Origin of the sequence: Jiangella alkaliphila (assembly GCF_900105925.1) — a bacterium.
In the GTDB taxonomy this organism is placed as follows: domain Bacteria; phylum Actinomycetota; class Actinomycetes; order Jiangellales; family Jiangellaceae; genus Jiangella; species Jiangella alkaliphila.
In genome coordinates this window covers 3859133-3878373 of the sequence record NZ_LT629791.1, presented here as the reverse complement: position 1 = coordinate 3878373, position 19241 = coordinate 3859133, and the positions used below count along the sequence as shown (strand labels likewise).

At 71.6% G+C, this 19241-nt stretch carries 22 protein-coding genes; 10 read left to right on the top strand and 12 right to left on the bottom strand.

Annotated elements, in window-relative coordinates; translation table 11 throughout:
* Positions 1-283: 283 nt before the first annotated feature.
* Entirely contained in the window at positions 284-1411 is a 1128-nt protein-coding gene (locus BLV05_RS17665; RefSeq protein WP_046770631.1) for a DUF4192 domain-containing protein, read from the bottom strand.
* 144 nt (positions 1412-1555) lie between these two features.
* Between BLV05_RS17665 and BLV05_RS17660 the strand changes: the two genes are divergently transcribed.
* The gene (locus BLV05_RS17660) at positions 1556-2512 is read left to right on the top strand and encodes a DMT family transporter (RefSeq protein ID WP_169790505.1); all 957 of its coding nucleotides are present in this window, start codon (positions 1556-1558) and stop codon (positions 2510-2512) included.
* 28 nt (positions 2513-2540) lie between these two features.
* Here BLV05_RS17660 and BLV05_RS17655 read toward each other — a convergent pair whose 3' ends face one another.
* The 4 genes from BLV05_RS17655 to ctaC all read right to left on the bottom strand — a co-directional run bounded on the left by BLV05_RS17655 (position 2541) and on the right by ctaC (position 5860).
* A complete protein-coding gene (locus tag BLV05_RS17655) occupies positions 2541-2744 on the bottom strand; it encodes a hypothetical protein (protein WP_046770632.1) in 204 nt (67 codons plus the stop codon).
* 154 nt (positions 2745-2898) lie between these two features.
* On the bottom strand, positions 2899-3291 hold the full coding sequence (locus tag BLV05_RS17650; protein ID WP_046770633.1) for a cytochrome c oxidase subunit 4: 393 nt from the start codon (positions 3289-3291) through the stop codon (positions 2899-2901).
* Entirely contained in the window at positions 3288-5009 is a 1722-nt protein-coding gene (gene ctaD / locus BLV05_RS17645) for an aa3-type cytochrome oxidase subunit I (RefSeq protein ID WP_046770634.1), read from the bottom strand. The genes BLV05_RS17650 and ctaD overlap by 4 nt, the downstream gene beginning before the upstream one ends.
* Positions 5006-5860, bottom strand: a complete 855-nt coding sequence (gene ctaC, locus BLV05_RS17640) for an aa3-type cytochrome oxidase subunit II (protein ID WP_197683184.1) — start codon at positions 5858-5860, stop codon at positions 5006-5008. Before ctaC ends, ctaD begins: the two co-directional genes overlap by 4 nt.
* 130 nt (positions 5861-5990) lie before the next feature.
* On the opposite strand from ctaC, the gene BLV05_RS17635 reads away from it, so the two are divergent.
* Together BLV05_RS17635 and BLV05_RS36595 are read left to right on the top strand one after the other, a co-directional pair.
* Complete coding sequence (locus BLV05_RS17635; protein ID WP_169790506.1) at positions 5991-7187, top strand: cysteine desulfurase family protein; 1197 nt, start codon at positions 5991-5993, stop codon at positions 7185-7187.
* Positions 7184-7408, top strand: a complete 225-nt coding sequence (locus BLV05_RS36595) for a sulfurtransferase TusA family protein (protein WP_046770635.1) — start codon at positions 7184-7186, stop codon at positions 7406-7408. The genes BLV05_RS17635 and BLV05_RS36595 overlap by 4 nt, the downstream gene beginning before the upstream one ends.
* A gap of 52 nt (positions 7409-7460) precedes the next feature.
* Here the strand turns inward: BLV05_RS36595 and BLV05_RS17630 are convergent, their stop codons facing one another.
* Both BLV05_RS17630 and BLV05_RS17625 read right to left on the bottom strand, forming a co-directional pair.
* Positions 7461-7808, bottom strand: a complete 348-nt coding sequence (locus tag BLV05_RS17630; RefSeq protein WP_046770636.1) for a HesB/IscA family protein — start codon at positions 7806-7808, stop codon at positions 7461-7463.
* 85 nt (positions 7809-7893) lie between these two features.
* The gene (locus tag BLV05_RS17625) at positions 7894-9015 is read right to left on the bottom strand and encodes a glycerate kinase family protein (protein ID WP_046770637.1); all 1122 of its coding nucleotides are present in this window, start codon (positions 9013-9015) and stop codon (positions 7894-7896) included.
* A 197-nt stretch (positions 9016-9212) separates the two neighbouring features.
* On the opposite strand from BLV05_RS17625, the gene nagA reads away from it, so the two are divergent.
* The 4 genes from nagA (at position 9213) to BLV05_RS17605 (ending at position 13621) form a co-directional block, all read left to right on the top strand.
* Positions 9213-10499, top strand: a complete 1287-nt coding sequence (nagA, locus tag BLV05_RS17620; protein WP_082155513.1) for an N-acetylglucosamine-6-phosphate deacetylase — start codon at positions 9213-9215, stop codon at positions 10497-10499.
* Between the two features lie 41 nt (positions 10500-10540).
* Positions 10541-11422, top strand: a complete 882-nt coding sequence (locus tag BLV05_RS17615) for a GNAT family N-acetyltransferase (RefSeq protein ID WP_046770638.1) — start codon at positions 10541-10543, stop codon at positions 11420-11422.
* A gap of 144 nt (positions 11423-11566) precedes the next feature.
* Complete coding sequence (nadA, locus tag BLV05_RS17610; RefSeq protein WP_046770639.1) at positions 11567-12751, top strand: quinolinate synthase NadA; 1185 nt, start codon at positions 11567-11569, stop codon at positions 12749-12751.
* A gap of 90 nt (positions 12752-12841) precedes the next feature.
* Positions 12842-13621 carry a DUF899 family protein gene (locus BLV05_RS17605; protein ID WP_046770640.1) on the top strand — a complete coding sequence of 260 codons (780 nt, stop codon included), beginning with the start codon at positions 12842-12844 and terminating at the stop codon, positions 13619-13621.
* Between the two features lie 31 nt (positions 13622-13652).
* Here the strand turns inward: BLV05_RS17605 and pspAB are convergent, their stop codons facing one another.
* From pspAB to BLV05_RS17585, 4 genes are all read right to left on the bottom strand, one after another.
* A complete protein-coding gene (pspAB, locus tag BLV05_RS17600) occupies positions 13653-14219 on the bottom strand; it encodes a PspA-associated protein PspAB (RefSeq protein ID WP_046770641.1) in 567 nt (188 codons plus the stop codon).
* A 4-nt stretch (positions 14220-14223) separates the two neighbouring features.
* The gene (gene htpX / locus BLV05_RS17595; protein ID WP_046770642.1) at positions 14224-15126 is read right to left on the bottom strand and encodes a zinc metalloprotease HtpX; all 903 of its coding nucleotides are present in this window, start codon (positions 15124-15126) and stop codon (positions 14224-14226) included.
* 219 nt (positions 15127-15345) lie between these two features.
* Positions 15346-15639 carry a PspA-associated protein PspAA gene (gene pspAA / locus BLV05_RS17590; RefSeq protein WP_046770643.1) on the bottom strand — a complete coding sequence of 98 codons (294 nt, stop codon included), beginning with the start codon at positions 15637-15639 and terminating at the stop codon, positions 15346-15348.
* A complete protein-coding gene (locus BLV05_RS17585; protein ID WP_046770644.1) occupies positions 15636-16430 on the bottom strand; it encodes a PspA/IM30 family protein in 795 nt (264 codons plus the stop codon). The genes pspAA and BLV05_RS17585 overlap by 4 nt, the downstream gene beginning before the upstream one ends.
* Positions 16431-16552: 122 nt before the next feature.
* On the opposite strand from BLV05_RS17585, the gene BLV05_RS17580 reads away from it, so the two are divergent.
* Genes BLV05_RS17580 through BLV05_RS17570 form a run of 3 tightly spaced genes read left to right on the top strand, consistent with a single transcriptional unit; the run spans position 16553 to position 18663 of the window.
* Entirely contained in the window at positions 16553-17140 is a 588-nt protein-coding gene (locus tag BLV05_RS17580; RefSeq protein WP_063932601.1) for a DUF3043 domain-containing protein, read from the top strand.
* Positions 17137-17643, top strand: coding sequence for a GNAT family N-acetyltransferase (locus tag BLV05_RS17575; protein WP_231948544.1), 507 nt, complete (start codon positions 17137-17139; stop codon positions 17641-17643). The genes BLV05_RS17580 and BLV05_RS17575 overlap by 4 nt, the downstream gene beginning before the upstream one ends.
* 18 nt (positions 17644-17661) lie before the next feature.
* On the top strand, positions 17662-18663 hold the full coding sequence (locus tag BLV05_RS17570) for an aldo/keto reductase family protein (RefSeq protein ID WP_046770645.1): 1002 nt from the start codon (positions 17662-17664) through the stop codon (positions 18661-18663).
* A 73-nt stretch (positions 18664-18736) separates the two neighbouring features.
* Here BLV05_RS17570 and BLV05_RS17565 read toward each other — a convergent pair whose 3' ends face one another.
* Positions 18737-18958: a hypothetical protein gene (locus tag BLV05_RS17565; RefSeq protein ID WP_046770646.1), complete on the bottom strand. Its 222-nt coding sequence runs from the start codon at positions 18956-18958 to the stop codon at positions 18737-18739.
* Between the last annotated feature and the right edge of the window lie 283 nt (positions 18959-19241).

The following is a 19241-nucleotide window of genomic DNA, read 5'->3' as shown; positions in this document are numbered from 1 at the left end:
TGGGGCTGGGTCGCGTGTGCCCCTGTGATCGCTTCGCGGCGGCTGGCCGTCGCTCGGTGTCCGCCGGCGTTCACTCGGTCACGGCCACCACCTGACACGGTTGTGGGGGGCGGATTACTGGTGCCAGGGCACCAGTAATCCGCCCGCCACGTTCGGCGGGCCCTCCACATTGCCAGCGGACCGGCAGTTCCTACCGCCGGCAAGGGCACGCCGCGCCCGCGCTGACCGCGGCCACCCGCCATCTGGAGGCGAGCACGTAGCGCCGCGATCTCACGGCTCGACTCTAAGCCGCGCCAGCTCCGCTCACCTCCGTCCGGGCCCGTTCCGCAGCGGCGATGGCGTCGCGGGTCAAGGCCGACATGTGGGTGGGCGTCACCTGGCCCTCGAGACAGTCGCGCAGCAGCAGGGCCATGGTGTGTCTGGGATCGATGGACAGCACGCGGTCGAGCGCGACGTTCGCGAGTGCGCCGTCGCCCTGCTGGTAGGCCACCCACGCCACCAGGCCGCAGATGGCCGCCCCGCGGGCGTCGGGCGTACGCCGGGCCAACGTGGTCAGCAAGCCCAGCCAGGCCGCCGGATCGGCGTCGTCGAAGGCGATGAACCGGTCGCGGACCAGCAGGTCGGCCGCGCCGAGGCTCAGCCGCGCGACCTCGTCGTCGGACAGCTGCAGCCGGCCCTCGGCGGACCGGGCCAGCTGCAGCCGCGCGAGCGCCAGAGTGCGGCCGCGCAGCACCTCGACGCCGTCGGACAGCGCCTCGGCAGCCAGCTCGCGGTCGACCCGCTCGAAGACGGCGACCATCGCCTTCTCCGCCGCGCCCGCCGGACCACGCACGGCGTCTTCCAGCTCGCGCCGCGACTCCAGCGTCCGCCGGCCGGCCAGCGCCGCCCGCGCCGCGACCTCGGCCGCCGCGCCGACGCCGGGACCGGGCAGCGGGATGCCCTCGGCGGGACAGCAGCTCGGATGGTCGCAGTCGTAGGACCACCACCGCCCGCCGTCGACGTACGCCGTGCCCAGGACCCCGACCGGAGTATCGGCCAGCTCGTCGCGGATGAGCTCCATCAGCTCCCGGTACGGCAGCTCGGCCCGGACCGCGCCCGGTGGGCCGCTGCGGGCACCGTCTGGTGGATGGCCCGGCGGCGCGCCGCTGTCGCCGTAACAGACGAGGATGACGGCGTCGGGCTCGCCGCACTCGATGCGCGTCGCCAGCTGCGCCGCGTAGCTCCCGTCGTCGTCGGCCGCCGTGGGCAGATCGAGCCGCAGCACCGTGCCGGTGCGCCGCTCGTGCAGGTCGACGTGGACCACGACGATGCTGGACTGCGGGTGGAAACCGATGAGGTGCGGCACCGCGGCCAGGAGTTCCCCCGGACCGCCTGCCGTCGCCGTGCCGTTGAGGTGTTCGCGTATCTTCATGGAGGCGACACTCCCCCGCCCGGCTCTTCGGCTCAACCGCCGATCGCCGAAATGTGGACAACTGCCGCCGCCAAGATTCGCTGTGGACGACGCGTTCCGCCCTCTCTCGGGTGGGATGGGGCGCGCGATGGTCGAGGAGGCAGTGTGTCCCGTCGAGGGTGGATGCTCTTCATCGCGCTGGGGATCATCTGGGGGATCCCCTACATGCTCATCAAGGTCGCCGTCGACGAACTGACGCCGGCCTCGATCGTGCTGGCGCGGACGGCCATCGGCGCGGCACTGTTGTTACCGCTGGCGGCGCGGCGAGGGTACCTGCGCCCCCTGGTCCCCTACTGGCGGCCGCTGCTCGCCTTCACGCTCATCGAGGTCTGCATCCCGTGGTACCTGCTCGGGTACGCCGAGCAGGAGCTGTCCAGCTCGCTCACCGGCCTGCTCGTCGCGGCCGTGCCGCTGGTAGGCGCCGTGCTGGTGTGGGGCATGGGCACCGAGCGCCCGGGCGGGCGGCGGCTGGCCGGCCTGCTGGTCGGGTTCGCCGGCGTCGCCGCGCTGGTCGGCTTCGACGTCGAGGCGAGCAGCCCGGCGCCGGTGCTCGCGGTCGCAGGCACCGCGGTCTGCTATGCCGTCGGCCCGATCATCCTGTCGCGGTGGCTGTCGCACCTGCCGGGTCTCGGCGTGATGGCGGCGTCGCTGACGGCGTCGGCGGTGCTGTACCTGCCCCTCGGCCTGGCGCAGTGGCCCGGCGAGCCGCTGTCGGGTGAGGTCTGGCTCAGCATCACCGGCCTCGGCGTCGTGTGCACGGTGGCGGCGTTCCTGGTGTTCTTCGCGCTGGTCGCGGAGGTCGGGCCGAGCCGGGCCACCGTCATCACCTACGTGAACCCGGCGGTGGCGCTGCTGCTCGGGGTGCTGGTGCTGGACGAGCGGATCACGGTGTTCACCGCCCTCGGGTTCGGCCTCATCCTCGTCGGTTCGGTTCTCGCGACGTCGAAGGACAAGGAACCCGAACCGGCCACTGTGCCGGTGGGGTCGGCGGGCGCAGGGCAGCATCGAGACGCGCTGGACGTCACGTGCGACGACATCGCCCGGCCGGTCGCGGAGCCCTGACCCGGCGAGCAGCGCGGGGTCGCAGGCGTCAGCGGCGGCGGTCGGAGGTGGCGAGGTCGGTGCCGCCGTCGCGGGTCTTCATGAGGGCGAGGCGTTCGTCGAGCCAGTGGTCGATGGTCTCGGTCGCCTGGAGGACGTCGGCGGGGTCGTCGCTGTGGCCGCGCCGCTCCACCAGCGTGCGCAGGGTGTCGTCCACACGGCGGATCTTCGCCGTCAGAGGGTGCGACAACATCGCGACCTCCTCCGAGGATGTCGGGTGGCTACATCAGTGAGGTAACCCGCCGGGGCCACACCGAAACCTCACAGCCGCCGACGGAACGTCACGATACGACAAAGAGCGCCGCCCGCGGGACAAAACGACCCATGGGCGGCGCTCGATGGGCGGATCAGTGGGCGTACTCGCCGCGGTAGTACTCGAACACCCAGCCGACGGTGGCCATGGCGGCCAGCGCGACACCGATGATGAAGATGAACCAGGCGAACACCAGCCCGATGAAGACCACCGACACCGCGCCGGCGGCGGCCAGCGGCCACCACGAGTGCGGGCTGTAGAAGCCGTACTCGCCGGCCATCTCCTCGACCTCGCCGTCGCGGTCCTCCGGACGGGGAGGCATGCGACGCGACAGCAGCAGGAAGTAGAAGGCGATCATGGCGCCGAGGCCGAACGTCAGCACGAGCGCGGTCGTGCCGGTCGGGTCCTCGGACATGAACCAGTAGACGGGGGTGACCACCGCGCAGAAGACCGCGACGATGGCGAAGATCACGCCCTCGATCTTCACTTGCCGTCCTCCTCGATGTCAGGCGGGCCGAGTGTCTGGGTGAGTAGCCCCGCGGGTACGGGTTTCTTCTGCGACACGGCCGCGGCCTCGGGGTACTTGAGGTCGAACGCCGGCCGCTCGCTACGCACCCGCGGCAGCGACGTGAAGTTGTGCCGGGGCGGCGGGCAGGACGTGGCCCACTCGAGCGAGTTGCCGAAGCCCCACGGGTCGTCGACCTCGACCTTGGGGGCGAGGCGGGTCTGCCAGACGTTCCACAGGAACGGCAGCGTCGACGCGGCGAGGACGAAGGCGAACACCGACGAGAACTGGTTGAGGAACGTGAACCCGTCGGCGGCGTCGTAGTCGGAGTAACGCCGCGGGAAGCCCTCGACGCCCAGCCAGTGCTGGACCATGAAGGTGCCGTGGAAGCCGATGAACAACAGCCAGAAATGCACCTTGCCCAGGCGTTCGTTCAGCATGCGGCCGGTGAACTTGGGCCACCAGAAATAGAACCCGGAGAACATCGCGAACACGACCGTGCCGAACACGACGTAGTGGAAATGCGCCACGACGAAATAGGTGTCGGACACGTGGAAGTCCAGCGGCGGCGACGCCAGGATGATGCCGGTCAGGCCGCCGAACAGGAACGTCACGAGGAAGCCGATGGCGAACAGCATCGGTGTCTCGAACGTGATCGAGCCGCGCCACATGGTGCCGATCCAGGCGAAGAACTTCAGCCCGGTCGGGATGGCGATCAGCATGGTCATGGCCGCGAAGAACGGTAGATTCACCGCTCCGGTGACGTACATGTGGTGCGCCCACACCGCGACGGACAGACCCGCGATGGACAGCGTCGCGAACACCAGACCCTTGTAGCCGAACAAGGGTTTTCGGCTGAACACGGGTATGACTTCGGTGATGATGCCGAAGAACGGCAACGCGATGATGTAGACCTCGGGATGGCCGAAGAACCAGAACAGGTGTTGCCAGAGGACCGCACCACCGGCCGTTGGATCGTAGATGTGGGTGCCGAGGTTCCGGTCGGCGAACATCGCGAACAGCGCGGCCGCCAGCAGCGGGAACGCGATCAGCACCAGGATGCTGGTGATGAGGATGTTCCACGTGAAGATCGGCATCCGGAACATCGTGATGCCGGGCGCGCGCATGCAGACGATCGTCGTGACGAAGTTGACGGCGCCGAAGATGGTGCCGAAACCGCTCATCGCCAGGCCGGCGACCCAGAGGTCACCACCGACGTTCGGACTGTAGACGGTGTTGTGCAGCGGCGCGTAGGCGAACCAGCCGAAGTCGGCCGCACCGCCCGGCGTGATGAAGCCGGCGCAGACGATGAGCCCGCCGAACAGGAACAGATAGAAGCTGAACATGTTCAGCCGCGGGAACGCGACGTCGGGCGCGCCGATCTGCAACGGCGCGATGATGTTGCCGAAGCCGATGAACAGCGGTGTCGCGAACAGCAGCAGCATGATCGTGCCGTGCATGGTGAACAGCTGGTTGTACATCTCGTCGCTGACCACCTGGCGGCCGGGCGAGAACAGCTCGGCCCGGATGAACAGCGCCAGGATGCCGCCGAACAGGAAGAACCCGAACGACGCGATCAGGTACATGTACCCGATGATCTTGTGGTCGGTGGACGTGATCCACCGGACGACCACGTTGCCCTTGCGCACCGGCCGGGCGACCGCGCCGGCGGCGGCGGTGCGCTCCAGATAGGTCGTCATTCGTGGTCACCGCCTGTGTTCTCGTCGTCGAGGACCTCGTCGTCGTAAGCTCCGCGGATCGGCGGCTCGATGATGGTGTCCTGACCAGCCTCGCGGAGGCTCTCGATGTGGTCCTGGTACTCCTGCTCGGAGACCACTTCGACGTTGAACAGCATGGACTGGTGGTACGCGCCGCACAGCTCGGCGCACCGGCCCACGTAGCTGCCCTCGCGGTCGGGCGTGACCTGGAAGGCGTTGTCGTGGCCCGGGATGACGTCCATCTTCATGTAGAACGCCGGGATCCAGAACGAGTGGATGACGTCGGGCGACATGAGGTCGAAGCGCACGGTCTGGTTGACCGGCAGGTAAAGGGTCGGCCGGTCATTGATGGTGCCGACGTCGTTGACCTCTTCGTCCATGTAGTTGAACGTCCAGGACCACTGCTGGCCGATGACGCCGATGGTGACGTCGGGGTCGTCGGAGAGCTCGGTGACCTGCTCCTGGTGGTCGACCGTGAACCAGAACAGCGGGACCAGCACGAACAGCGGCGCGACCGTGTACAGGAACTCGATCGGGATGTTGAACCGCGTCTGCTTCGGCAGTTCGTCGTCGCGCCGGCGATAGGCGACGACCGCCCAGATGATCAGGCCCCAGACCAGCACGCCGACCGCGAACGCGGCGATCCACGAGCCGATCCACAGGTTGCCGATCAGCGGCGTCTCCTCCGTGGCGGGCTCGGGGAGTGCCAGGCGCGACCAATCGTCGCGCTGCTGTGCCGAGCAACCACCCAGCACGAGCATCGTGCCGAGAAGGAGAACGGCGGCGGTCGCGGCCCGGCGACGTGCCGGTCGGACCCTGCCAGACTGACTCACGAGGCGCCCTTCTCTTTCGACCCGCTCGCCGGCCGGGCGAATTGGCAACCGGCACCATGGCGAGAGCAAACTTCTCCTGTCGCGGCCAACCCTAGCGGTTGCCCTTCGCCATCATTCCGGGAGGTACTCGATGAGCACGCGCGGCGTGTCGGCGCCATCGGACGTGGCCGGCCCGGTGCCGCCAGGGGCCGCGCCGCCGGGGTACTTCGACGCCGCTTCGACGGAGCCGCTGCACCCCGCCGCCCGCGAGGTCCTGCTGGCCGCGGCCGACGAGGGCTGGGCCGATCCGGCCCGCCTGTACGGCTCGGCCCGGCGGGCCCGGCTGCTGCTGGACAACGCCCGCGAGATCGTCGCCGCGGTCCTGGGCGCCCGGCCCGACGAGGTGACGTTCACGGCGAGCGGGACGCAGGCGATCCAGCTGGGCATGCTGGGGACGGTGGCGGCGCGACGGCGTCAGGGCGACGGCCCGCGGACGGTCGCGGTCTCCGCCGTGGAGCACTCCGCGGTGCTGCAGTCCGCGGCCCACCTGGCCCGGCACGAGGGCACCACGACCACAGAGGTGGGCGTCGACCGCGACGGCCTGGTCGACGCCGCCGAGTTCGGCGCCGCGCTCGGCGACAACACCGTGCTGGCCTGCCTGCAGGCGGCCAACCACGAGGTCGGCACCGTCCAGCCGGTCGACGAGGTCGACGCCCGCGGCGTCCCGCTGCTGGTCGACGCCGCGCAGGCGGCCGGGCGCGTGCCACTCCCCCGGCGCTGGTCGGTGCTGACGGCCAGCGCGCACAAGTGGGGCGGCCCGGCCGGCGTGGGCGTGCTGGCGATCCGCCGCGACGTGCGCTGGCGCTCCCCGCTGCCCGACGACGAGCGCGGCGGCGGCCGGGCGCCGGGGTTCGAGAACGTGCCCGGCGCGCTGGCGGCCGCGGCGGCGCTACGGGCCCGCTGGGACGAGGCGGAGCAGGTCGCCGAACGGCAGCGCGAACTGGTCGACCACATCCGCGCCCGAGTCCCGCAGCTGCTGGCCGACGTCGACGTCGTCGGCCACCCGACGCTGCGGCTGCCACACCTGGTGACGTTCTCGTGCCTCTACCTCGACGGCGAGGCGCTGGTCAGCGAGCTGGACCGGGCCGGGTTCGCGATCTCCAGTGGATCGTCGTGCACGTCCAGCACGCTGCGGCCCAGCCACGTCCTGGCGGCGATGGGCGCGCTGACGCACGGCAACGTGCGGGTCTCGCTGACCCGCGACGCCACCCGCGACGACGTCGACCGCTTCCTCGCCGCGGTGGTCGACGTCGTCACCCGGCTGCGGGCCGGTCTGGAGGCACTGTGACCGACGCGACACTCGTGCTCGACTGCCGCGGAATGCGCTGCCCGCTGCCGATCATCGAGCTGGCCAAGCACATCGGCGACGTCAAGGTCGGCGAGACGGTGACCGTCCTGGCCGACGACCCGGCGGCTGCGTCGGATGTGCCGGCGTGGTGCCGCATGCGCGCGCACGAGTACCTGGGCGCGACGGGCGACGACGCCTACACCGTCCGCCGCCTGCACTGACGCCGGGCAGCAGAAAGCCCCCGGACGAACGCCCGGGGGCCTTCAGCGTGGATCAGTGGAAAGAGTCGCCGCAGGCGCAGGAACCCCCGGCGTTGGGGTTGTCGATGGTGAAGCCCTGCTTCTCGATGGTGTCGACGAAGTCGATCGTGGCGCCGCCGAGGTACGGGGCGCTCATGCGGTCGACCACGACGTTGACGCCGCCGAAGCCCTTGACGACGTCGCCGTCGAGGGACCGCTCGTCGAAGAACAGCTGGTAGCGCAGGCCCGAACAGCCACCGGGCTGGACGGCGATGCGCAGTGCCAGGTCGTCGCGGCCCTCCTGGTCGAGCAGCGCCTTCACCTTGGAGGCCGCGCCGTCCGTCAGCACGACACCGTCGGTGACCTGTTCCTGAACCGTCATCTCGTTCTCCCGCTCCGAAGTCGGACTACGTCTTAACGCTACAACGCCACTCGGTGAAAGGACATTCCTTCCCTGTCAACGAGTCTCAGCGGCTCCACGTCTTGGCCACGCGCTCGGCCACGGCGGCCAGGCTCTCGTGCGGCCGCCCGAACGACTCCTCGGTGCCGACCATGTCGACCATCGAGTACGCCGCCTCGATGCCGTTGACCCGCAGTTCCCGATTGCCGACCTGCACCGCGCCGGCGAACGCGATGCACGGACGCAGCGCCGGCCCGGCCAGCGCCGCCAGCCCGGACACCACCTTGCCGCTCAGGGACTGCCAGTCCAGCTTCCCCTCCCCCGTGATGACGAGGTCGACGCCGCCGACGAGGTCGGCCAGGCCGACGGCGTGCGCGACGGTGTCGAAGCCGGGCTCGCGGACGCCGCCGAGCAGCAGCAGCCCGTAGCCCAGCCCGCCCGCCGCTCCCGCGCCCCGGTGGTCGGCCACGCGCCGGTCGGCCAGGTCGGCGAACGTCGTCAACGCGCCGTCGGCGGCCAGCCGGTCGGCGTCGGTGACCAGGCCCTTCTGCGGGCCGAACACGTTGGTGGCGCCACGCAGCCCGAGCAGCGGGTTGTCGACGTCGGAGGCGGCGACCAGCTGGACGCCGTCGAGCCTGGCCAGCGCCGGCGCGACGTCCAGCGACGTCAGCCCGGCCAGCGCTTCGGGCCCGCCGCGCAGAGCGCCGGACGGCTCCCCCGCCGCGTCGAGCGCCGCGAGCAGGCCGGCGCCGCCGTCGTTCGTCCCCGACCCGCCCAGCCCCACCACGACCCGCCGCGCCCCCGCGTCGACGGCATGCGCGACCAGCTCGCCGACGCCGTACGTCGACGCCCGTGCCGCGGCGCCCGGGACCGGGGTGCGGCCGTCGTCGCCCAGCGGCAGCAGCGCCAGCCCGCAGGCCTGCGCCGACTCGATGTACGCGGCGTCCCCGGCCAGCAGGAACGTCGCCGGGACCGGCTCGCCGAGCGGCCCGGTGACGATCGACGCGAGCAGCTCGCCGCCCAGACTGGAGTGCAGGACGTCGACGAAACCGGGCCCGCCGTCGGCCATCGGGACCGCCACGACCTCGTCGCCGGGTGCGGAGCGGCGCCAGCCCTCGGCGATGGCGTCGGCGGCTTCGACGGCGGTGAGCGTGCCGGCGAACTTGTCCGGTGCAACCAGGATCCGCATGGCCCAGAGTGTGCCGTATCGTCGCCGCCGACCGCCCGTCCGGATCCACCCCATCCGGTTGGTTAGCCGGGCGACTATGTCGGGTATCTTCCCTGCAGTGACATGACCAGCGGCTACGAAAGTGAGATCGCGCTGGTGCGGTCTGGGGCAGACGACGTGGTCGCCGCCGGCTTCGCCGGGCGGCTTGGAGGTGTGCCGTGACGGCCCCGGGCGGAGGAGTGCCGTCGCCGGGCGACCATCCCGACCCCGACGACCGGCCGAAGCGGCCGGCCCGGCCGGTGCGCACGGCACTGACCGGCGGGACGCTGCTGTGGTCCGACGGCCGGCTGGCTCCGGGCACCGTGGTGTTCGGCAACGGCGTCATCCAGACCATCGCCGCCGGTGAGGTCCCCGCGGGGACCGATCCCACCGACGCCGTCCGGGTCGACATCGTCCACGACGTCACCGGCCGCATCGTCGCGCCGGGCTTCGTCGACACCCACGTCCACGGCGGCCTGGGCGCGAACTTCATGACCGCCGACGCCGCGGCCGGCACCCGCATCTCCCGCTGGCTGGCGGCCGGCGGCGTCACCGCCTGCCTGGCGACCACCGCGAGCGTCGAGGCCACCCAGCTGCACCAGACGCTGGCCGGGCTGGCCTCGCTGCGCGGCCGACTGGCCGGCGGGCTGGGCATCGAGCTGCTGGGCATCCACGTCGAGGGGCCGTTCCTCGCGCCGGCCCAGCACGGCGCGCACCGGCGCGAGCACCTGCGGCTTCCGTCCGCGGCGGCCGTCGACGCCCTGCTCGAGGCCGGCGACGGCGCCATCCAGGTGGTCACGCTCGCGCCCGAACTGCCCGACGGCATGGACACCGTCGCCCGGCTCGCCGACGCCGGCGTGCACCCGTCGCTCGGCCACTCTGGAGCCTCGTACCAGCAGGCCAAGGCCGCCATCGGGCGCGGGCTGGACCGCGCGGCGCACCTGTTCAACGCGCTGCCGCCGGTCCACCACCGTGAGCCCGGCCCGGTGCCGGCGCTGCTGACCGATCCGCGGGTGCGCTGCGAGCTGATCGGCGACGGCGTCCATGTGGCGCCGGAGATGCTCCGGTTCGCCCTCGACGTCGCCGGCTGGGAGCGGCTCATGCTGGTCAGCGACGGGTGCGACACCTCCGGCCTGCCGCTCGGGCGGCAACGGCGCTGGGACGGCACCGAGGTCGAGGTCACCGAGAACGCGGTGCGGACGCCGACCGGGACCCTCGCCGGCAGCCTCACCCGGGTCGGCGACGCGGTGCGCACCGTCGTCCGCGACGGCGGCATCTCGCTGTCCGACGCGCTGCGGATGGCCTCCGCCGTGCCCGCCGAGTCGCTCGGCCTGGCCGACCGCGGCCGGCTCACCCCCGGCCGCATGGCCGACATCGTCGTCCTGGACTCCGACCTGCGGGTGCACACGACCTACGTCCGCGGCGAGGTCATCTTCGACCGCGACGAGATGGGCCCGGCGCGCTGACTCCCCTGGTGCTCCGGCGCCGGACCTGGTGATGTGGGGGCATGCGGATCCGGCCGATGCGACCCGAGGACGTCGACGCGGCGGAGCGGCTGACGGCGCTCGCGTACGGCGCCGACCGGACCGACGACCGGCGGCGCCGCTGGTGCGACCGCATCCGGCACCTGCTGACGACCGACCCGGGCGGCTGCTGGGTGGCCGACGACGGCGGCGACGGGGCGGCCGATGCCGCCGGCCCGGGCGCCTCCGGCGAAGCCGGCTCGATCAATGGCGTGGCGGTGGCGTTGCGCCGCGACCTGCTGTGGGTGCTGTCGACGTACGCCGTCCACCCCGATCACCAGAGCCGCGGCATCGGCACCGCGCTGCTCGGCGCCGCGATCGACTACGGCGCCGGCTGCCTGCGCGGCCTGGTGACGTCGCGGCCGGACCCGCAGGCGCTGCGGCGGTACCGGCGGGCCGGGTTCACGCTGCACCCGACCATGCGGCTCACCGGCGTCGTCGACCGGGCCTCCCTGCCCGCCGTCGACGGCGTCCGTGTGGGCACCGCGGCCGACCTCGACCTCGTCGACTCCGTGGACCGGCGGGTGCGCGGGGCCACGCACCGGCCCGACCACGCCTTCGTCATGGCGCACAGCACGCTGCTGGTCTGCGACCTGTTCACCGCCAGCGGCTACGCGTTCCTGGCCGACTGGGGCGTGACGCGGCTGGCGGCGACGAACCGGGCTGTCGCGCAGCGGCTGCTGTGGGCGGCGCTGGCCCGGACGGCGCCCGGCTCGCCCGCCGACGTGCGGAATCTCACATCCGACCAGGAGTGGGCCATCGACGTCGGACTCGCCGCAGGTCTGCGCCTCGACCAGGACGCCTACCTGGCCTTACGGCACATGCGACCGCCCGCGCCGTACGTTCCGTCCAGTGCATTCGGTTGAGCCCCCCGCTTCTTCCGCAGCGCGACGGAAGCAAAGTGAGGGACGATTGTGAGTACGGCGTGTGTTGTCACGAGCGCCGAGGCGACGCGGTCGCTACGCCCACGACGTCGTTGGCGCCGACTGCCGGAGAAAGGCTGACGAGCCGTGACTGTGACCCAGACCCCGTCGACACCCGTCCCGCTGCTCCTGCTCGGCCGTGGCGCCGACCCGCAGAGCGAACGCGGCGTGGAGTGTCCCGGCGACCTCCCCGCCGCCAGCGACCCCGACCTGGTCGAGCGCGCCCGCAAGGCCCGCGCCGCGCTGGGCGACCGCGCGTTCATCCTGGGGCACCACTACCAGCGCGACGAGGTCATCCAGTTCGCCGACGTCACCGGCGACTCCTTCAAGCTCGCCCGCGACGCCGCCGCCCGCCCCGAGGCCGACTACATCGTCTTCTGCGGCGTGCACTTCATGGCCGAGTCCGCCGACATCCTGACCAGCGATCACCAGCAGGTCGTCCTGCCCGACCTCGCGGCCGGCTGCTCGATGGCCGACATGGCCCGCATCCTGCAGGTCGAGGACGCGTGGGCGCGGCTCGAGGAGGCCGGCGTGGCGGGCGGCACCGTCCCGATCACGTACATGAACTCCTCCGCCGACATCAAGTCGTTCTGCGGCCGCAACGGCGGCGCCGTCTGCACCTCCAGCAACGCCCTCCAGGCGCTGGAGTGGGCGTTCGAGCAGGGCGAGAAAGTGCTGTTCCTGCCCGACCAGCACCTGGGCCGCAACACCGCCGTCCTGCAGCTGGGCCTGTCGCTGGACGACTGCGTGGTGATCGACCCGCACAAGCCGGGCTTCGGCGTCACCGACGAGCAGCTGCGCGCGGCGAAGATGCTGCTCTGGAAGGGGCACTGCTCGGTGCACGGCCGGTTCACCTCCGAGTCGGTGGCCGACGTCCGCGCCCGCATCCCCGGCGTCAACGTGCTCGTGCACCCCGAGTGCCAGCACGAGGTCGTCGTCGGCGCCGACTACGTCGGGTCGACGGAGTACATCATCAAGACCATCGCCGCCGCCCCGGCCGGCTCGGCCTGGGCCATCGGCACCGAGCTCAACCTGGTCAAGCGGCTGGCCGCCGAGCACCCCGACAAGACGGTCGTCTTCCTGGAGAAGACGGTGTGCTTCTGCGCCACGATGAACCGCATCGACCTCCCGCACCTGGTGTGGACGCTGGAGAACCTGGTCGAGGGCCGCGTCGTCAACCGCATCGAGGTCGACGACGACACCGCCCACTGGGCGCGGGTGGCGCTGGACCGCATGCTCGCGCTGCCCGGCAGCGGCGCCGTCAAGGACTGACGACCCCCGCGGACCGCTCCCGCCGCGATGAGTTCCGGCCGGGTCGCGGGTCTGTTCTGGTGACCCACACGTGACACCACGGAGGACGCCATGAGCACGCCCGCCGACCCGGCCACCGCCCTGCCCGGCCGCCCGCCCGTCGTCGACCTCGCCACCTGGCAGGCCGCCCGCGACGAGCTGCTGGTCCGGGAGAAGGCGCACACCCGCGAGGGCGACGCCATCGCCGCGGCCCGCCGCCGGCTGCCGATGGTCGAGTTCGACGGGACGGCCGAGGTCACCGGACCCGACGGACCGGTCCCGTTCCTTGACCTGTTCCAGGGCCGCGACGAGCTCGTGGTCTACAAGCACATGTGGTGGGACGGGGCGCCGCACCAGGGGCAGTGCGAGGGTTGCACCTACGCGGCCTGGCACCTGAAGGACGCCGTCTACCTCAACGCGCGCGGCGTCTCGTTCGCGATCCTCACCACGGGACGGTGGGACGAGGTGGCCGGCTACGTCGAGTTCATGGGCTACACCCAGCCCTGGTACTCGGTGCGCGACGTGGACGCGCCGGTGGGCGGCCCGATGGGCTACTTCGCCTGCTTCCTGCGCGACGGCCACCGCGTCTTCCTCACCTACTCCACGACGGGCCGCGGCACCGAGCCGGCCAACGGCTCCTTCGCCCTGCTCGACCTGACGCCGTACGGTCGCGGCGAGGCGTGGCAGGACCACCCCGAGGGCTGGCCCGAAGGAAGCGACGCGTGCTGGTACTGGCGCTCGGACGCCGACGGGACCGCGGCCTGGGGCCCGGCCAGCCGGCCCGTTGCGCAGTGGACCCGCCCCGGTGCCACCCCCGAGCAGACCCTCGGCCGGCACGGCCACGACCACTGACCCGGCACCGCCGGCCGGTTCGCGCAGGCGGTCAGACGCCGGGGGCGCCCCAGACGGGGAACCAGCGGGCGACGTCGGGCTCGATCGGGAGGTCGCCGCTGACCAGCGCGCGCACCTGCAGCTCCAGGGCGTTGTCGCGGTCCTGCCGCCGCGCGTCGACCGGCGCGAACGGGTAGAACGTGCCGCGCTTGTACAGGTAGACCAGCGCCAGCCCGCGGCCGTCCTCGGACCGCAGCCCGATGGTGGTGCACAGCAGCGACGGCCCGAACCCGGCCTCCTCGAGGGTGGAGTTCACCGCGTGGAGGTCGGTGCACAGCTCGGACATCTGCGCCGGCTCGCGCTTCACCACCAGCCAGGTGTAGCCGAAGTCGTCGTGCACCTCTTCCGGCTCGGCGCCGCCGAGCAGCGTGGTGACGTCGGCCTTCAGCCGGGCGAACGGGCCGCCCTCGACCTGGCGGAAGCACACCGCGCCCACCCCGGTGGGGTGCATCTGCGCCGACGCCTCCAGCGTCAGCGCCGCCGTGGGCAGCGCGAACAGGGCGTCGAGGTTCGGCTGGACCTGCTTGGTACGCCCGAAGATGGCGTCGAGGATGCCCACGTAGTCACTCCCGGCCCAGCTCGACGGAGATGCGGCTGAGCTGTGCGAGCCGCTTCTCCAGCGGCGGGTGCGAGGCGAAGAGGGACGCGATGTCGATCTTGCCGGTCAGCGCCGGCACGAAGAAGAACGCGTTGTACGGCTCGGCGGCGCGTAGGTCCTTACGCGGGATCTGCGCCATCTCGCCGGAGATCTTGGTCAGCGCACTGGCCAGGGCCGACGGCTGACCGGTCAGGATGGCGCCGGCGCGGTCGGCGGCCAACTCGCGGTAGCGCGAGAGCAGCCGGGTCAGCACGAAGCTGACGCCGTAGACCACGGCCGCCACGACCGTGACGATCAGCACCATGATGGCCGCGTTGTTGTTGCCGCCGCGGTTGTTGCCCAGGCCGGACCAGAGCAGCATCTTGGTCAGGAAGCCGGCCAGCACACCGACCACCGACGCCACCGTCATGACCAGGACGTCGCGGTGCGCGACGTGGGACAGCTCGTGCGACAGGACGGCCTCGAGCTCGCGCTCGTCGAGGCGGCGCTGGATGCCCCGGGTGACGCAGACGACGGCCCGCTCGGGGCTGCGGCCGGCGGCGAACGCGTTGGGCAGGTCGGTGTCGGACACCGCGACCCGCGGCTTCGGCATGTCGGCCAGCGCGCACAGCCGGTCGATCATGGCGTGCAGCGCGGGCTCCTCGGCCGCCGAGACCTCGCGCGCCCCCATGCCCGACAGGGCCAGCTTGTCGGAGAAGTACCACTGCCCCCACAGCACGCCCAGGCCGATGAGCACGCCGAGCCAGATGGCCCCCGTGCCGTAGGAGATGGCGCCGATCAACACGACGTAGAGCAGAGCCAGGACGACCATGGTCATGCCCATCCGGAACGAGAGCCCCCGATCCGGGGCGAACCTCGAGCGAGCCAACGTGCTTCCTCTCCTACCTGCGACGGGCGAAACCACGCCCACTGGGGAAACGCCGGGAGCGGCCCAGCGGTTCCCGCGCCGGGCCGGGCGAGCCCGGTGGGCCCACCCAGCCCCGACCGACAGCCATTGATGTCGGGTGATGCAAGGAGCACGACGAACCGAGGACTCAGGGAGACCTTCGGCCCCCCATCGCCCATCGGTCTTGCATCACCCTCCGGGTCACTTGGCCGGAGGCTCCGAAGGCACCAGGCCCTCTTCGGTGAGCAGCTCGCGGACCTCGTCGATGTGCGCCTCGTCGTACGGGAGCACCAGGTCGCTGTCGACCAGGACGTCGTCGGCGACCGCGGTGCCCGCCCGGCGGACCTCGTCGAGGAGCGACTTCAACGCCACGCGGAACGCGTCGTCGTCGCCGCCGTCGATGGCCTCGCCCAGCGCGTCGTCGAGACGGTTGAGCTCGTCGAGGTGGGTGTCGTCGACCTCGAACTGGCCCTCACCCATGATGCGGATGATCACAGCTGGCCCTCCTCGCGCTGCCGCTGCGGCTCCGCCGCCTCGGCCGCCGGTGCCGCGCCGTTGCCCTCGAGCTGCTTCGGCGGCTCGGCGCCACCGGTGATCTCCTGCTTCATCCGCGACAGCTCCAACTCGACGTCGCTGGTGGACGCCAGGCGGTCGAGCTCGACGCTGATGTCGTCCTTCGACGTGCCGGTGGGGTCCTCGAGCGCGCCCGACGCCAGCAGCTCGTCGATGGCGCCGGCCCGTGCCTGCATGTTCGCCGTCTTGTCCTCGGCGCGCTGGACCGCGAGGCCGACGTCGCTCATCTCCTCGGAGATGCCGCTGAAGGCCTCACCGATGCGCGTCTGCGCCTCGGCGGCGGTGTAGCTGGCCTTGATGGTCTCCTTCTTCGTGCGGAAGGACTCGACCTTGGCCTGCAGGCGCTGCGCGGCGAGAGTGAGCTTCTCTTCCTCGCCCTGCAGCGACTGGTGCTGCGTCTGCAGGTCGGTGATCTGGTTCTGCAGCCCGGACCGGCGGGTGAGAGCCTCGCGGGCGAGGTCCTCGCGGCCGAGCCCCAGCGCCTTCTGCGCCTGCTCCTGCAGCTTGCCCGACTGGCCCTGCAGCTGCGTCATCTGGACCTCGATGCGCTTGCGGCTGGTGGCGACGTCGGCCACGCCGCGGCGCACCTTCTGAAGCAGCTCCAGCTGCTTCTTGTACGAGTAATCGAGTGTCTCCCGGGGGTCCTCGGCGCGGTCGAGCGCCTTCTCGGCCTTCGCCCGGAAGATCATGGACATTCGCTGGAGGATCCCCATGAGGCCAGGTATCCCTTTCTCGAGCTGGTTAGCACTGCCACACACAGTGTTTCCACCCAACCCTACGGCGTAGTGCGTCGGCGTGGCAGGGCCGGTGGGAGAACTGTCCTACCCTGGTAGACGTGTTCCGTCGCCGAACTACTCCCGAGACCGCCGACGTCCCCGCCGAAGGCGCCGCGGACGACGACCTCCGCCCGGCCCGAAAAGGCCGCCCGACGCCCAAGCGTTCGGAGGCCGAGAAGGCCCGCAAGCAGCGGGTCCGGCCCGCGCTGAATCGGCGTGAGGCCATGCGCCGCGACCGCGAGCGCATGCGTGAGGAACGCGCCCGCACGCGCCAGGCGATGAACACCGGCGACGAGAAGCACTACCTCGGCCGCGACCAGGGCGAGGTGCGGCGGTTCGTCCGCAACTACGTCGACTCCCGGCGCACGGTGGCCGAGTTCTTCCTGCCGCTCATCCTGGTCATCCTGCTGACCAGCCTGATCGGCGTCCCGGTCGTCCAGCTCGCGTCCACCATCATCTGGCTCGGCGTCATGGTCCTGCTCATCGTGGACTTGACGATTCTCGGGGTCCGGGTGAAGCGTGAGGTGCGAAAGCGCTTCCCCGACGACCCCGGGAAGGGACACGTGCTGTACGCCATCACCCGCACCACCCAGCTCCGGCGGCTTCGGCTGCCCAAGCCGCAGGTCAAGCCCGGGACGCTCGTGTGAGCACGGCGCCCACGGCCGATCGCGACGACACCGGCCTGTTCATCCGCGCGCTGCGCTACGCCGACCCCGTGGTGCGGGCGCTGGAGAGCGAGCTGCAGCTGGACTACGCCGAGCGCTACGGCGACCCCGACGAGGGCCCGATCTTCCCCGAGGAGTTCACCCCGCCCGAGGGCCTGTTCCTCGTCGGCTTCGTCGGCAACGAGCCGGTCGCCACCGGCGGCTTCCGCAAGCACGGCGACGGCGTGGCCGAGATCAAGCGGATGTACGTCGCCCACGAGCACCGCGGCGGCGGCCACGCCCGCCGGCTGCTGGCCGAGCTCGAGGCGCACGCGGTGCGGGCCGGCTACACCAGCGTCGTCCTCGAGACCGGACTCAAGCAGCCCGAGGCGATGGCGCTGTACCAGTCCAGCGGCTACACGCCCACCGACCCGTACGGCTACTACAGTGAGGCCGAGTTCAGCCGCTTCTTCACCAAGAACCTGGACGACGCCGCCTCGGCATGAGCCGATAGATTCACGTGCATGGAATTTCGCACCCTCGGCCGATCCGGCCTCAAGATCAGTGAGATCGCGTACGGCAACTGGATCACCCACGGCTCCCAGGTGCAGGACGACACCGCCGTCGCCTGCGTGCGCGCGGCCCTCGACGCCGGCATCACGACGTTCGACACCGCCGACGTCTACGCCGGCGGCCGCGCCGAGGAGGTCCTCGGGCGGGCGCTGGCCGGCATCCGGCGCGAGTCGCTGGAGATCTTCACCAAGGTGTTCTGGCCGGCCGGTCACGACGGCCCGAACGACCGCGGACTGTCGCGCAAGCACCTGCACGAGTCCATCGACAACTCGCTGCGCCGCCTCGGCGTCGACTATGTCGACCTCTACCAGGCGCACCGGTGGGACGCGAGCACGCCGCTGGAGGAGACGATGGAGGCGTTCGCCGACCTCGTCCGGGCCGGCAAGGTGCTGTACGTCGGCGTCTCGGAGTGGACCGGCGAGCAGATCCGTCAGGGCCACGCGCTGGCCCGCGAGCTGCGCATCCCGTTCGTCTCCAACCAGCCCGAGTACTCGATGCTGTGGCGGGTCGTCGAGTCCGAGGTGGTCCCGGCGTCGGAGGACGTCGGCGTCTCGCAGATCGTCTTCTCCCCCATCGCCCAGGGCGTGCTCACCGGCAAGTACCGGCCCGGGCAGGCCGCACCCGAGGGCACCCGCGGCGCCATGACCAGCGGCGGGTCCGACATCGGCCGGCGCCTGCTGACTGACGACATCCTCACCCGGGTTCAGAACCTGCAGCCGCTGGCCGAGCAGGCCGGGCTCTCGCCGGCCCAGCTGGCGGTCGCGTGGGTGCTGCAGAACTCCAACGTCGCGGCCGCCATCGTCGGCGCGTCGCGGCCGGAGCAGGTCGTCGAGAACGTCGCGGCCAGCGGCGTCACGCTGGAGCCCGACCTGCTGAAGGCGATCGACGACGTCCTCGGCGACGCCGTCGTGCGCGACCCGGCCGAGACGGCCAAGCGGTCGCCGAAGTACTGACGCCCACCTGGGTGGCGAGCCCGCGGCGGGCCGGACCACACCGGACCGGCCCGCCGCCGGCCGCCGCGCGCCGTCAGTCAGGCGGGGCGAGGCTCATCGGGCCGTAGACATCGCGGCCGTCCTCGACCAGCACCACCGAGTCGACGCCGGCCTCGACCAGCCCGCGCCAGTGCTCGCCCAGCCAGCTCTCGGCGTCGGACTGGGTCGGGAATCCGGCGTCGGTGCGCCCCGTGCCGTCGTCCACGCCCGGCGCGGTGCCACCGTCCGGTGCCAGGAACCGCCACGTCCAGCTCATCTTCGCCTCCCGATCGACGCCCTCACTCGCCCCGACAGTACGGTCCGGCGGCCACGGGGCGACGCCCGGCCCCGATTGTGACCCAGGTCACATGGAACCGCACGTCATGACTCGGCGCCTGCGCTGTCTTGACGGGTACAAGGGTGCGTCGTTGCCGCGCAGGGGACGGCAACGACGCGCCCTCGGTATAGCCTCCGAAGCGGGCTTGACGAGCGCCGCGACGCGCCAGTGAGCGCCTTGACAAGAGACGCGTCATGCTGTTGCCTTCCGCGTAAAGTTCAGT